At 63.3% G+C, this 13514-nt stretch carries 12 protein-coding genes; 4 read left to right on the plus strand and 8 right to left on the minus strand.

All coding sequences use genetic code 11. The annotated features are described in order from the left end of the window. Window positions 1–10: 10 nt before the first annotated feature. From FJ954_RS09535 to ugpC, 4 genes are all read left to right on the plus strand, one after another. Window positions 11–1288, plus strand: a complete 1278-nt coding sequence (locus FJ954_RS09535) for a sugar ABC transporter substrate-binding protein (RefSeq protein ID WP_015317626.1) — start codon at window positions 11–13, stop codon at window positions 1286–1288. Between the two features lie 219 nt (window positions 1289–1507). Continuing rightward, on the plus strand, window positions 1508–2431 hold the full coding sequence (locus FJ954_RS09540) for a sugar ABC transporter permease (RefSeq protein ID WP_140661206.1): 924 nt from the start codon (window positions 1508–1510) through the stop codon (window positions 2429–2431). Continuing rightward, window positions 2431–3279, plus strand: coding sequence for a carbohydrate ABC transporter permease (locus tag FJ954_RS09545; protein ID WP_140661180.1), 849 nt, complete (start codon window positions 2431–2433; stop codon window positions 3277–3279). The genes FJ954_RS09540 and FJ954_RS09545 overlap by 1 nt, the downstream gene beginning before the upstream one ends. Before the next feature lie 4 nt (window positions 3280–3283). Continuing rightward, complete coding sequence (gene ugpC, locus FJ954_RS09550; RefSeq protein WP_140661181.1) at window positions 3284–4351, plus strand: sn-glycerol-3-phosphate ABC transporter ATP-binding protein UgpC; 1068 nt, start codon at window positions 3284–3286, stop codon at window positions 4349–4351. A gap of 206 nt (window positions 4352–4557) precedes the next feature. Here the strand turns inward: ugpC and rpmG are convergent, their stop codons facing one another. From rpmG to FJ954_RS09590, 8 genes are all read right to left on the minus strand, one after another. Next, window positions 4558–4725, minus strand: a complete 168-nt coding sequence (rpmG, locus tag FJ954_RS09555; RefSeq protein ID WP_006201775.1) for a 50S ribosomal protein L33 — start codon at window positions 4723–4725, stop codon at window positions 4558–4560. A gap of 154 nt (window positions 4726–4879) precedes the next feature. Continuing rightward, window positions 4880–5338, minus strand: a complete 459-nt coding sequence (locus FJ954_RS09560) for a hypothetical protein (protein WP_140661182.1) — start codon at window positions 5336–5338, stop codon at window positions 4880–4882. Between the two features lie 114 nt (window positions 5339–5452). After that, complete coding sequence (locus FJ954_RS09565) at window positions 5453–6631, minus strand: MFS transporter (protein ID WP_140661183.1); 1179 nt, start codon at window positions 6629–6631, stop codon at window positions 5453–5455. A gap of 76 nt (window positions 6632–6707) precedes the next feature. Then, window positions 6708–7448 carry an NUDIX hydrolase gene (locus FJ954_RS09570; RefSeq protein WP_140616207.1) on the minus strand — a complete coding sequence of 247 codons (741 nt, stop codon included), beginning with the start codon at window positions 7446–7448 and terminating at the stop codon, window positions 6708–6710. A gap of 73 nt (window positions 7449–7521) precedes the next feature. After that, on the minus strand, window positions 7522–7956 hold the full coding sequence (locus FJ954_RS09575) for a DUF983 domain-containing protein (RefSeq protein WP_015317634.1): 435 nt from the start codon (window positions 7954–7956) through the stop codon (window positions 7522–7524). Next, window positions 7956–10262 carry a ribonuclease R gene (gene rnr / locus FJ954_RS09580; protein ID WP_140661184.1) on the minus strand — a complete coding sequence of 769 codons (2307 nt, stop codon included), beginning with the start codon at window positions 10260–10262 and terminating at the stop codon, window positions 7956–7958. The genes FJ954_RS09575 and rnr overlap by 1 nt, the downstream gene beginning before the upstream one ends. 6 nt (window positions 10263–10268) lie before the next feature. Then, a complete protein-coding gene (gene topA / locus FJ954_RS09585; RefSeq protein WP_140661185.1) occupies window positions 10269–12890 on the minus strand; it encodes a type I DNA topoisomerase in 2622 nt (873 codons plus the stop codon). Window positions 12891–13234: 344 nt separating this feature from the next. Continuing rightward, a partial coding sequence (locus tag FJ954_RS09590) for a hypothetical protein (protein WP_140661186.1) occupies window positions 13235–13514 on the minus strand: 280 nt, incomplete at its 5' end.

Consider the following 13514-nt stretch of genomic DNA (forward strand, 5'->3'; position numbering starts at 1 on the left):
AGTCTTGAACATGAAAAAACTGACCGTCATGCTTGCCACCGTCGCGGGGCTGGCGATTTCCGCCGGTGGCGCGCTCGCCGATTCAACCCTGAAAATGGTCGAGGTGATCACCAGCCCGCCACGCACCGAATTCCTCAAGAAGCAGATCGCCGAGTTCGAGGCGGCCAATCCAGGCGTCAAGGTCGAACTGGTCTCGCTGCCCTGGGGCCAGGCTTTCGAGAAATTCCTGACCATGGTGCAGGCCGGTGACACGCCCGATGTGGTCGAGATGCCGGAACGCTGGATGGGGCTTTACGCCAACAATGCCCAGCTCGAGGATCTCGGCCCCTATATGGCCAAGTGGGACGACGCCAAGACGCTCGGCGACCGCGCCAAACAGTTCGGCTCGACGGTCAACAACACCCAGTTCATGATCCCCTATGGCTACTATGTGAACGCGCTGTTCTGGAACAAGAAGCTGTTCAAGGAGGCTGGTCTTGACGGCCCGCCAGCGACGCTCGACGAGTTTGTCGCCGATTCCAAGAAGATCTCGGCCATTCCCGGAAAATACGGCTACTGCCTGCGCGGCGGGCCGGGCGCCTTCAACGGCATGCACATGTTCATGAACATCGCTCAGGGCAAGGGCGGCTATTTCAACGAGGACGGCACCTCGACCATCAATGAAGAAGGCTCGGTCAAGGGCCTGCAGATGCTGGCCGACATGTACAAGAATGGTCTAGCGCCGAAGGATGCCGTAAGCTGGGGCTTTAACGAAACCGTCACCGGCTTCTACTCCGGCACTTGCGCCATGCTCAATCAGGATCCGGACGCGCTGCTCGGCATCGCCGACAAGATGAGCGCCGACGACTTCGCCGTGGCGCCGCTGCCGGTCGGACCAAGCGGAAAGTCCTATCCGACCCTCGGCTATGCCGGCTGGGCGATGTTCGCCAACTCGCAGCACAAGGATGATGCCTGGAAGCTGATGGCGACGCTTCTGTCGCCGAAGGACAATCTGGAATGGGCCAAGGAAGTCGGCGTCGTGCCGATCCACAACGGTGCCGACCAGGATCCCCATTTCAAGACCGAGCAGTTCAAGGGCTGGTTCACGGAACTCAGCGACAGCTCCAAATATGAAATGGTGACGCCGCCGACGCATCTGGAAAACCTCGGCAATTTCGTCGACCAGGTCGCGATCAAGAACTTCCAGGAAGTGCTGCTCGGCCAGAAGACGGCCAAGGAGGTCGCCGACCAGTGGGCTGCCTTCCTGACCAAGGAACAGCAGGACTGGCTGGCGAAGAACAAGAAGTAAACAAGCGCCTTTCCTTCTCCCGGTTCAACGGGGAGAGGTGGCACGAGTTGACGGATGAGGGGCAGAGCTGAGTTCTGAGAAGCTGGCGCCGTCCCTCATCTGGCTGGCCATCCTTCGCTGCGGTGCAGCACGGAGGGTGAACCGGCATCTCTCCCCGTGAAACGGGAGAAGGACGCTGTCGCCAATCCCGGCGCCCTCCAGGAGACGATCCAGCACGCTATGACCTATGCCGTATCCGAAATTCGGTCCGCAGCGGCGCCGCGAAAAAAGCGGCTCTCCTACGCGACGATCGAGCCTTGGCTCTACCTCAGCCCGGCGATCATCCTGCTGGTCGTGGTGCTGCTCGTGCCGCTGGTCATCGGCATCAGCTATTCCTTCCGCAAATTTTCGGCCTTCAAGTCCGAGTATGTCGGGCTCGGGCAGTATCAGGCGATGCTGTCGGACCAGGTGCTGGGCCAGGCGCTGATCAACACGTTGTGGTGGACGGCGGCCAGCCTGTTCTTCCAGTTCTTCCTCGGCCTTGGCCTGGCGTTGCTGCTCGACAAGCCTTTCCTAGGCCGCAAGGCGGTGCAGGCACTGGTCTTCCTGCCCTGGGCGGTGCCGTCCTTCCTGTCGGGCCTGACCTGGGCCTGGCTGTTCAACCCGATCGTCGGTCCGCTGCCGCACTGGCTGTTCGCCTTGGGGCTGAAGGCCGAACCGACCAACGTCCTGTCCGATCCCTCCACCGCCATGTGGGGGCCGATCATAGCCAATGTCTGGTTCGGCATTCCGTTCTTCGCCATAACGCTGCTGGCGGCGCTGAAGTCTATTCCCTCGGAACTGCATGAGGCGGCGGCGATCGACGGCGCTTCGCCGTGGCAACGTTTCACCAAGGTGACGCTGCCTTTCCTGGCCCCAACCATCGCCATCACGGTGATGTTGCGCACCATCTGGATCGCCACTTTCGCCGACCTGATCTTCGTCATGACCGAGGGCGGACCGGCCGGCTCGACCAACACGGTGCCGGTCTACATCTATGTCAGCGCCTTCAAGTCGCTGGACAAGGGCTATGCCTCGGCCGTGGCCGTGCTGCTGCTGGTCCTGCTCATCGCCTACGCGATCGTGCTCATCGCCATCCGCCGCTCGCTTGTGAGGCACGTCTGATGATTGCCGGACGCTCAGCATCACAGCGCTTCTTCGGTGGCATCGGCCTCTACGCCGCGATCGCCGCCTACGTCGTCTTCGCTCTGTTCCCGATTTACTGGACGCTGAAGATCTCGGTCACGCCGGAGCGGCTGCTCTATTCCGAAGGCATCACCTTCTGGCCGTCGCACATGACGTTGCAGAATTTCGTGACCGTGCTCGAAGCCACCGATTTCCCGCGCTATTTCCTCAACAGCGTCATCGTCTCGGTGTCGACGGCGGCACTGGTCACGGTCATCGCCACGCTCGCCGGCTACTCCATGTCCCGCTTCACCTTTCGCGGCAAGGCTGCACTGGCTCTCATGTTGCTGCTGACCCAGACCTTTCCGCTGGTGATGGTCATTCCGCCTATCTACCGCGTGATGGGGCAGATCGGCCTGATCAACAGCCTGACCGGGCTGATCATCATCTACACCGCCTTCAACACCGCCTTCGCCACCTTCCTGATGCAGTCCTTCTTTGACGGCATCCCCAAGGACCTGGAGGAGGCGGCGATGATCGACGGCTGCACGCGCGCGCAGGCGATGCGCAAGGTGATCGTGCCGCTGACGCTGCCCGGCATGGGCGCGACGCTGGGCTTCGTCTTTACCGCCGCCTGGAGCGAGCTGCTGTTCGCGCTGATGCTGATTTCCAGCGACGACCAGAAAACCTTCGCCGTCGGCCTGCTCACCTTCATCGGCAAGTTCGCCGTTGACTGGGGACAGATGATGGCGGCGTCGATCCTGGCGCTGATCCCGGTCTGCATCTTCTTCGCTTTCCTGCAACGCTATCTCGTCACCGGCCTGACCGCCGGCGCCGTCAAAGGATAGACCGATGGCCTCTGTCACGCTCGAAAAGGTCCGCAAGGATTATGGCGCCGTGCGCGTCCTGCACGCGGTCGATCTCGAAATCGCCGATGGCGAGTTCGTCGTGCTGGTCGGACCGTCCGGCTGCGGCAAGTCCACGCTGTTGCGCATGATCGCCGGGCTCGAGGAAGCCTCGGGCGGCGAGATCCGCATCGGCGAGCGGCTGGTCAATGACGTGGCGCCCAAGGACCGCGACATCGCCATGGTGTTCCAGTCCTATGCGCTCTATCCGCATATGGACGTCTCGAAGAACATGGGCTTCAGCCTGATGCTGCGAAAGGCCGAGAAGCCGGCGATCGATGCGCGCGTCGATGGTGCCGCCAAGCGGCTGGGGCTCGATACGTTCCTGCAACGCCTGCCCAGGCAATTGTCTGGTGGCCAGCGCCAGCGCGTCGCCATGGGCCGCGCCATCGTACGCGATCCCAAGGTTTTTCTCTTCGACGAGCCGCTGTCGAACCTCGATGCCAAGCTGCGCGTTCATATGCGCGCCGAGATCAAGGCGCTGCACCAGCAGTTGAAGACCACTTCGGTCTACGTCACCCACGACCAGATCGAGGCGATGACCATGGCCGACCGCATCGTCGTCATGCATGACGGGCTGATCCAGCAGGTGGGGGCGCCGCTCGATCTCTATGACCGGCCGGCCAATATGTTCGTCGCCGGCTTCATTGGCTCGCCTGGAATGAATTTCCTGCCGGCCACGGTGGAGAAGGGCGGCAAGGTGGACGCCGTGTTGTCCGATGGCCAGAAGCTTCGGCTGCCGGACGGCCTGCCGCTCAGGGACGGTGACGTCATCACCGTCGGCCTGCGGCCCGAGCATATCCGGCTGGCTGACGACGGCACGCTGCAAGGCGAAGTAGGAGTGGTGGAGCCGCTCGGCCTGTCGACGCAGTTCTACGTCAAGCTGGCCGGCCAGCAGCTTTGCGTCTTTGCGATGGGGCGCGCGGCCGTGAAGCCTGGCGACATGGTGCGCCTGTCGGCCGATCCGGCATCGCTGCATTTGTTCGACGGGAAGAGCGGCGACCGCATCGGCTAGAGCATGATGCCGAAAAGTGTGAAGCGGTTTTCGGACGACATCATGCTCTATCTCTTTGATTTAGAGACGGATTCAGATTTCAGGTCGACTCGACCTGAATCATCCGGCTCTAAGGCGCTCAGCCGGGCTGACGGACTTCAGCCGCCCGGGCCGAACGAAAACGCCGCCCGATGGGCGGCGTTTGGCATTCCAGAGGAAAAACCAGATTACTTGATCTTGGTTTCCTTGAATTCGACGTGCTTCTTGGCGACCGGGTCGTATTTGCGGAACGACAGCTTGTCGGTCTTGGTACGGCTGTTCTTGCTGGTGACGTAGAAGAAACCGGTGTCGGCGGTCGACAGAAGCTTGATCTTGATGTTTGCGGCTTTGGCCATGATCTCAGTCCGTTATGTTCGTGGGGTTTTGGCCGCTGGAGCACGGGAAAACACCCGGACGCGGGAAACTTGGCGCGACACATAAAGAACGTGCCTGGAAAGTCAAGCCCGGCTCGCCTGATGTGGCCGGCCCAAGCTGCCCAGAACGCATAAATCAGGCGGTTTCCGCCTCGGATACCGCAACCTCCTTCCAGTCTCCGGTCGTGTTCCACCACCGATTCGGATTGGCACGGTCGTCCAGCCCCTTGGAGCGGCTGGCAAGGATCGGCTGGATGCGGATCACCGGTTCCTGATAGGAATGCGCCTGGAAGATCGCTTCGACGACGCGGGCCGCCAGCGTCTGGTCGTCGGGCAGTTCGAACGAAACCTCGACCGTGCCCGGGCGGCGGCGCAATTCGGTCTCGGCGCCGGCCGCGGCCCCTTCAAGCGGCCTGTAGCGCTCGATGCCGTGTGCCGACTGATACGCGTTGCGGTCATATTTGCCCATGGCGAGCGGTGCGATCGCGACAACCGCGTCCATGATGCGGTCAACATCGGCAGCTGGAGCCTGGAAGGTTACAAGCAGCAGAAGCGTCATTCGCAGTGATGTGGTCTCAAAGCCGCTGTCGATCATGGCAGTGTCCTCAACTTCGGATATCAGGGGACACTCTTCTAACCGGACGCTGCTGACACGGTTCTGTCAGCATCCGCCGCGGCGCGGCGGATAAGGGCACTCGACGGCGCAGTGTTACAGCAGGAGCTTGCGCACGAGCCTGAAGCAGACCAGGGCGATGTAGGCGCCGAAGAACAGGCCGAGTGACCAGCCGAATCCGGAAGGCCCGAAACTGTCCATTCCGATGCCGATCGCCTGCGGGCCAAGCACCATGCCGACGCCGTAGCAGAGCACGAAGGCGGCGTTGGCGGAGGCCAGTTCGTGGCCGGAGAGCTGCGAGCCGAGATGGGCGAGGCCGATCGTGTACATGGCGGCGACGACACCGCCCCAGACGAAGAGTAGCGCGGCCATCAAATGCCAGTTCGCGGCAAAGAACGGCATGAATATCGTGCCGACGAGGCCGACCGTGGCGCAGGCGAGCAAGAGATAACGCCGGTCGGAGACGCGGTCGCTGATCATGCCGATCGGAATCTGCAACAGCACATTGCCGAGGCCGATCATGGTCAGCAGCAGCGCCGCGTCGGCCTCGGAATAACCGATGCGGTTGCCGTAGACCGGGAACAGCGCGAAGCCGCCTGTCTCAACCGCGCCGAACACGAGCACGGCGAAAGTCGCGGTCGGCACCAGCCAGATATAACGCAGGAAGTGGCTGGTTTCGCTGTCGGCCACGATGGTCGGGCTTTCGTTGCGCGCGGCGAGCACCGGTATGGCAGCCAGCGTCACCAGGGCAATGATGACGCCGAACGGCCTGAAGCCGGAGCTGCCGAGATGGGCGAACAGCCACGGCCCGGCGGCAAAGCCGAGCGACAGGACGGTGGCATAGATGCCAAGCACAAGGCCGCGCCGGTGTGGCGGCGCCGACGTGCTGATCCAGAATTCCGACAGGATGAACAGCACGGTCAGCGCGATGTGCAGAACGACGCGCAGCGGAAACCACATCCAGAAATCGGGCGCGAAATGGAAACCGACGAAGGCGAGCGCGCCGGTGGCAATCATGGCGATCATGGTCCAGGCGACGCCGAAGCGCATGGCGAGCGGCGTGGCCAGCGGCGCCCCGGCGATCGAGGCCACGCCGGCGACAGCCGTGTTCAGGCCGATCATCGAGGCCGAATGACCGCGTGTTTCCAGGATGACGCTGAGCAAGGGCATGCCGAGGCCAATGGCGATGCCGACGACGCTGATCGACGAAATCGCCGCCACCATCGGCAGCCAGTGTACGCGTTCGTCGCCCTGTGGTTGGGTATCGACCGTCATGGGATGCTGAATACTCTGTCTTTTTGATCTTGCGCAATTCCCGTGGGAAACCGCGGCACAGTGTTCCTGGAATTGCTTAGAGAAGTTCGCGGGTGAAGTGGTTGCGGACAAGCCGGTAGAAAGGGACAGGTCCGCCCGGACGCAGCAGCGGATCGTCGGCGAGCCGCTTTTCCAGCTCGTCCAGGATCATTCGAGTGATGTCGGGTATGTCGGCCTGCTTGGCCTTGGCGAGCGGCAGCCAGACCAGTTCCTCCAATTCATTGGTCGGGCCGCCATCGGGCAGTTCGACGGCGACATCGCCACGCCAGGCGCTGAAGAAGCGGGTATCGAAGCGGCGTACCCGGTTCGGCGGCGTGATGGCGCGCGCGACGAAGCGCAATGCTTCCAGCGACGGTGCCACGCCATGTTCGACGAAACCCTGCCAATCGCGCCTGGTCGTGGCAAAGGCGCCTTTGCGGCCGATCAGCAGGCCGGCTTCCTCGTAGGTCTCGCGGACCGCCGACAAGGCAATGGCGCGGGCGCGGGCGCGGCTGGTGCGGCCGGGGCCGGCCGTCAGCTTGGCTTCTTCGTGCTGGTCAAGTGCCGTCGCTGTCGGTATGCGGCTGTCGGCAGGGTCGGTTCGGCCGCCGGGGAACACGAACTTGCCTGGCATGAAAGCGTGTGCGGCGTGGCGGCGCCCCATCAACACCAGGACGTCGTCGCCCTTGCGGTCGAGCAGGATGAGCGTCGCGGCGTCACGCGGACGCAGGCGCCCGCCGCCATGCGTGGCAAGACCCTTGTCGAGCTTGTCGGCATCCGCCTTGGTCAATGCTTCCATGCGCAGGGACCTAGCGGAAACTTCTTGCATGCGAAAGTGGCCTTACCGATTGGCGTGTTGCGCCAGCGGCGCCTTAGGCGCCGTGGTGGGACTCCGTCCCATCCTTTTGGCCACCGAACCCGTGCATATAGAACGCCCATTGCAGTCCGATGACGGCACCCTTGACCGGTTGCAGCAGCGCGATGGAGAGCAGGATGGTCAAGGGCACCCATATTGCAATGTGCTGCCAGGTGGAGAGCGTCGAGGTCGCTTCCACGCCCATGAAGGCACCGAGAACGATATGGCCGACGATGACGATGACCAGGTAGGCCGGCAGATCGTCGGCGCGATGGTGATGGATCTCCTCGCCGCAGACGCTGCAGGTTTCGACAGTCTTGGTGAAGCCGCGGAACAGCTTGCCTTCGCCACAGTTCGGGCAGCGGCCCAAGAAGCCCCGCTTCATCGCCGTCCACAAGGGGCGGGCAACCCGGCCAGAGTGATGTTCGCCACCAAAAACCTGTTGTTCCATCATCGTCTCCTGCCGCGCGACCCCGGTCGCGATTGCGACGCACGGGCGCGGCCCTTAGCCTTGTGAAACGACCTGCTGGAGCCTGGCAGGGGCTTTGGGTCGGTCAACATCTCGAAGCGCATCGCGCCGGCCATTGGCGCCACCTCGACGAGCCGGACCTCGACGCGGTCCGCGAGCTGGTAGCCTTTGCCCGAGCGTTCTCCGAACAGGGAGCGGGCCGTTTCATCGTATATATAGTAATCGCCGCCCAAAGTTGACACCGGGATGAAACCATCGGCGCCATATTGCGGCAATTGGACAAAAAGTCCTGATTTGGTGACGCCGGAGATGCGGGCGTCGAAGCGGTCGTCGATGCGCTCGGCGAGGTAGGCCGAGATCAGCCGGTCGACCGTGTCGCGCTCGGCAGCCATCGCGCGCCGCTCGGTGCCGGAGATCAGCACCGCAACATCTTCGAGGCGGGCCTCCTCATCCTGCGTCAGCCCGCCGGGGCCGAGACCGAGCGCGGCAATAAGTCCGCGATGCACGATCAGGTCGGCGTAGCGGCGGATCGGCGAGGTGAAATGAGCGTAACGGCTGAGGTTGAGCCCGAAATGGCCGATGTTCTTGGGTGAATATTCGGCCTGGCTCTGCGAGCGCAGCACCACTTCGTTGACCAGCGCCTCATTGTCGGCGCCGCGCACACGCTCAAGAATGCCGTTGAACTGGCTGGGCCGCATCTGGGCGCCGCGTGCCAATGACAGGCTAAGCGTCTGCAGGAATTCGCGCAGCGATTCCTGCTTGACCAGCGACGGCGCGTCATGGACGCGATAGACCAGCGCCTGCTTCTTGCCTTCCAGCGTTTCGGCCGCGGCGACATTGGCCTGGATCATGAACTCTTCGATCAGCTTGTGGGCGTCGAGCCGCTCCGGCACGATGACGCGGTCGACCGTGCCATCCGGCTTGAGCAGGATCTTGCGCTCCGGCAGGTCGAGTTCCAGCGGCTGGCGGCCGTCGCGGCCGCGCTTGAGGATCGCATAGGCCTCCCACAGCGGCCTCAGCACAGTGTCGAGGATCGGGCCGGTCTTGTCGTCCGGTACACCGTCGATCGCGGCCTGGGCCTGGCTATAGGCCAGCTTGGCCGCCGACTTCATCATGACGCGGTGGAAGGAGTGCCTGATCTTTCTGCCCTCGGCGGAGAAAGTCATGCGCACCGCGAGTGCCGGGCGATCCTGACCCTCGCGCAGCGAACAGAGATCGTTGGAGATGCGCTCGGGCAGCATCGGCACGACGCGATCGGGAAAATAAACCGAATTGCCGCGCTTCAGCGCTTCGCGGTCGAGCGCCGTGCCATGGCGGACATAGGCCGCGACATCCGCGATGGCGACCGTCGCGATGACGCCGCCGGGGTTCTTCTCGTCGAGGTCAGGGGTGGCGAAGACCGCGTCGTCATGGTCCTTGGCGTCGGCCGGATCGATGGTAACCAGCGGCAGGTCACGCCAGTCCTCGCGATGGTCAAGCGTCGCGGGCTTCACCGCCTCGGATTCGGCAATGACGTCGGCCGGGAAAATGTGGGGAATGTCGTGCGCGTGGATGGCGATCATCGAAACCGCCTTTTCGCTGGTCAGCGAACCCAGCACGTTCAGCACCTTGGCGCGCGGCAACCCAAAGCGGGAGGCTCGCGCTGGCTCGACTTCGACAAGATCGCCGTTTTTGGCGCCGTTCTGGAATTCCTTGTCGACGATCAGCTCGGGCTGGCGCCGTTCCACCGGCTCGATGCGGAAGCTGCCGTCCTGAAGCACGCGAAAGACGCCGAGGACAGCGTCCGTGCGCTTCTCGAAGATCTTGATCACCCGGCCGGTATAGGCGGGCCCTGACGGATCGTCGGTCGGGAAGGTTTTGGCCAGCACGCGGTCGCCGATGCCTGGCGCGGGACCGTTGCCGCTGCGCGAAACGCGGATCGAGACCACGGGAGGCTCGCCCGGACCGACTGCCTCGGTCGGGTGCGCCAGCAAGATGCCATCGCCGTCGCGGCCAAAGATGTCGAGCACGGCGACATGGGGTAGGGCGCCGACCCGGGCCAACCGCTTGCGCTCCTTGGTCAGAACGCCTTCGTCCTGCAGGTCGCGCAGGAGATCCTTCAGCCAGATGCGGTCGTCGCCGCGCAGCGTGAACGCCTTGGCGATGTCGCGCTTTCCGGCGCGATCTGGGTTTTCGGCGATATAGCGCAGGATTTCGTCGCGCGAGGGCCGATAGTCGTCCTTGACCTTGGCCCGTGTGTCGGCGGTGCGGGGATCGCCGTGACTTCTTCCGGTGATCCTGCGCGCCACGCCGTTCTACCCTTTTTTCTTCGCGGCCGGCTTCTTGGCCGCTGTTTTCTTGGCGGCGGGGGCTTTGGTTGCCGCCGCCTTGCGGAACGGCTTCTTGCCACCGCCGCCCTTGGCTTCCTTCTCGGCAATCAGCGCCAGCGCATCCTCGATCGTCACCGATTGCGGATCCTTGCCCTTGGGCAGCGTGGCGTTGACCTTGCCGAAATTGACGTAGGGGCCGTATTTGCCGTCGCGCACGACGATCTTGCCGCCGCCATCCGGATGGTCGCCGAGTTCCTTCAGAGCCGCAGGCGTGCCACCATTGCGGCCACCCTTGCCCTTGGACTGCTTCTCGGCAATCACCGTGACGGCACGGTTAAGGCCAATGGAAAACACATCCTCGATGCTGTCGAGATTGGCGTAGGTGCCATCGTGCAGCACGAACGGCCCGTAACGGCCGAGGCCGGCCGAGATCATCTTGCCGGATTCGGGATGTTTGCCCACGTCGCGCGGCAGCCCCAGCAAGGCCAGCGCCTTCTCATGGTCGATGGAATCAGGCGTCCAGCCCTTGGGCAGGCTCGAACGCTTTGCCTCCTTGCCGTCGCCGCGCTGGATGTAGGGGCCGAAGCGGCCCGAGCGCAGCGTGATTTCCTCGGCCGTATAAGGATCCTTGCCCAGCACCTTGGTGCCGTCCTCGCCGCCGCCATTCTCGCCATTGGGATTGGCGGCGTCGCCGAGCTGGCGGGTGAAGGAGCATTCGGGATAATTCGAGCAGCCGACGAAAGCGCCGAACTTGCCGAGCTTCAGCGACAGATTACCGGTGCCGCATTTCGGGCAGATGCGCGGGTTGGAACCGTCCTCGCGGGCGGGAAAAACCAGCGGCGCCAGTTCCTCGTTCAGCGCATCGAGCACATCGGTGACGCGCAGCTCCTTGATGTCGGCGACGGCGCCCGAAAAATCCTTCCAGAAATCACGCAGCACGTCCTTCCAGGCGAGCTTTCCGTCGGAGATCTCGTCGAGCTTTTCTTCCAGCGATGCCGTGAAGTCATACTCTACATAGCGCTCGAAGAAGCTTTCCAGGAAGGCCGACAGCAGGCGGCCCTTGGCCTGCGGCACCAGCCGGCGCTTGTCGATGGTGACGTAGTCTCGGTCCTCGAGCGTCTTCAGGATCGCGGTGTAGGTCGAGGGGCGGCCGATGCCGAGTTCTTCCAGCTTCTTGATCAGCGACGCCTCGGAGTAGCGCGGCGGCGGCTCGGTCGTGTGCTGGGTGGCATTGATCGCGCGGCGGGCAAGCTGCTCGCCGGAGCGGATCTCCGGCAGACGGCGGTTTTCCTCGTCTTCGGCGTCGTCGTCCTTCTGATCGGTGTAGGCGGCGATGAAGCCGTCGAAGCGAACGACCGAACCGACAGCGCGAAGTTCAGCGGTGCGGGCGCCATTCAGCGCCTCGATCTCGACAGTGGTGCGCTCGATCTCGGCCGACTGCATCTGGCTTGCGATGGCGCGCTTCCAGATCAGTTCGTAAAGCCGCATCTGGTCGGAATCGAGATATTGCCTGACCGATGCGGGGGTGCGCATGAAATCCGTCGGCCGGATGGCCTCGTGCGCTTCCTGCGCGTTCTTGGCCTTGGCGGTGTATTGGCGCGGCTTCTCCGGCAGGTATTTCGGGCCGAATTCCTTTGCGATGGCATCGCGCGCGGCGTCGATCGCCTCGGGGGCCATCTGCACGCCGTCGGTTCGCATATAGGTGATCAGGCCGGTGGTCTCGCCGCCGATCTCCATGCCCTCATAGAGCCGCTGGGCCACCTGCATCGTGCGCGTGGCCGAGAAGCCGAGGCCCGATGAGGCAGCCTGCTGCAATGTCGAGGTGGTGAAGGGCGGGCCGGGGTTGCGCTTGGTCGGCTTGGCTTCGACGGACAGCGCCTTGAAGGTGGCACCTTCGAGCATCGCCTTGATGTCGTCGGCCTGTGCCTTGTTGGCAATGTCGAGCTTTTGCAGCTTCTTGCGCTCGAAGGCGGTGAGGCGGGCTTCGAAGGTCTCGTTGCGCGGCGTGCCGAGGAGAGCTGATATCTGCCAGTATTCCTCGCGGATGAAGCGCTCGATCTCGGATTCGCGGTCGCAGACCAGGCGCAGCGCCACCGACTGGACACGGCCGGCGGAGCGGGCGCCCGGCAATTTGCGCCACAGGACAGGCGACAGGGTGAAGCCGACGAGATAGTCGAGCGCGCGGCGGGCCAGATAAGCGTCGACCAGCGGCGCATCGATCTGGCGCGGATTGGCCATCGCCTCCAGCACCGACGATTTGGTGATGGCGTTGAAGACGACGCGGCTGACCGGCTTGTCCTTCAGCGCGCGCTTCTGCTTGAGCACTTCCAGGACGTGCCAGGAGATGGCTTCACCTTCGCGATCCGGGTCGGTGGCGAGGATCAGGCCGTCGGCGTCCTTGACTGCCTTGGCGATGTCGGCGAGCCGCTTGCCGGAGGCGGTGTCGACCGCCCAGGACATGGCAAAATCCTCATCCGGGCGCACCGAGCCATCCTTGGCCGGCAAATCGCGGACATGGCCGAACGAGGCCAGAACCTTGTAGTTCCTGCCCAGATATTTGTTGATTGTTTTTGCCTTGGCCGGCGATTCGACGACGACGACGTCCATGAGGTCTCATATCAGCTGTGATGCGGCAGAAGAATTCCGCTGCGCGCGACGAAATCTCGGTTCTGTTCGTCGCTCACATGGCCGCGCTTTTGCATCCGGTCAAGGGCAAGCGCCCAAATTGCGGGGCCGCTGACAGCAATACACTCTAAGAGTGTATGGAGAACATCACATATTTTAGAATGAGTGGGCGCAAGCCTCGGAAGATTGGGAGAGGTTCAACTTGTTGCTGGTCCAATCGGCCTGGAATGGGTCAAGTCGAGTCCGTGACGGCCCGGCCGCCGGACTTGGAGGGATGCCCGGCGGCCGGTGAGAAGTCCCGTTTGGCGGAACTCCCGATGGGGAAATCAGTCCGCCTTGACAACGTGCCAGACGCCGGCGACGCCATCACCGGTCACGTCGCCGGCCTTCTTGTCCTTGATGAAGGTGTAAACCGGCTTGCCGTCATAGGCCCACATCTTGGTGCCGTCGGTACGGTCGACGACGCTCCATTCATCGTCCGCCTTGGCGCCCGCCTCGGCCTTCAGCGGCGGCCAGTTGGTGGCGCACTTGTCGTAGCAGTTGGTCTTGCCCTTCTCGTCCTTGTCATAGGTGTAGAGCGTCATGCCATTGGCGTCGGTGTAGATC

Source organism: Mesorhizobium sp. B2-3-15, from assembly GCF_006442875.1.
Taxonomy (GTDB): domain Bacteria; phylum Pseudomonadota; class Alphaproteobacteria; order Rhizobiales; family Rhizobiaceae; genus Mesorhizobium; species Mesorhizobium australicum.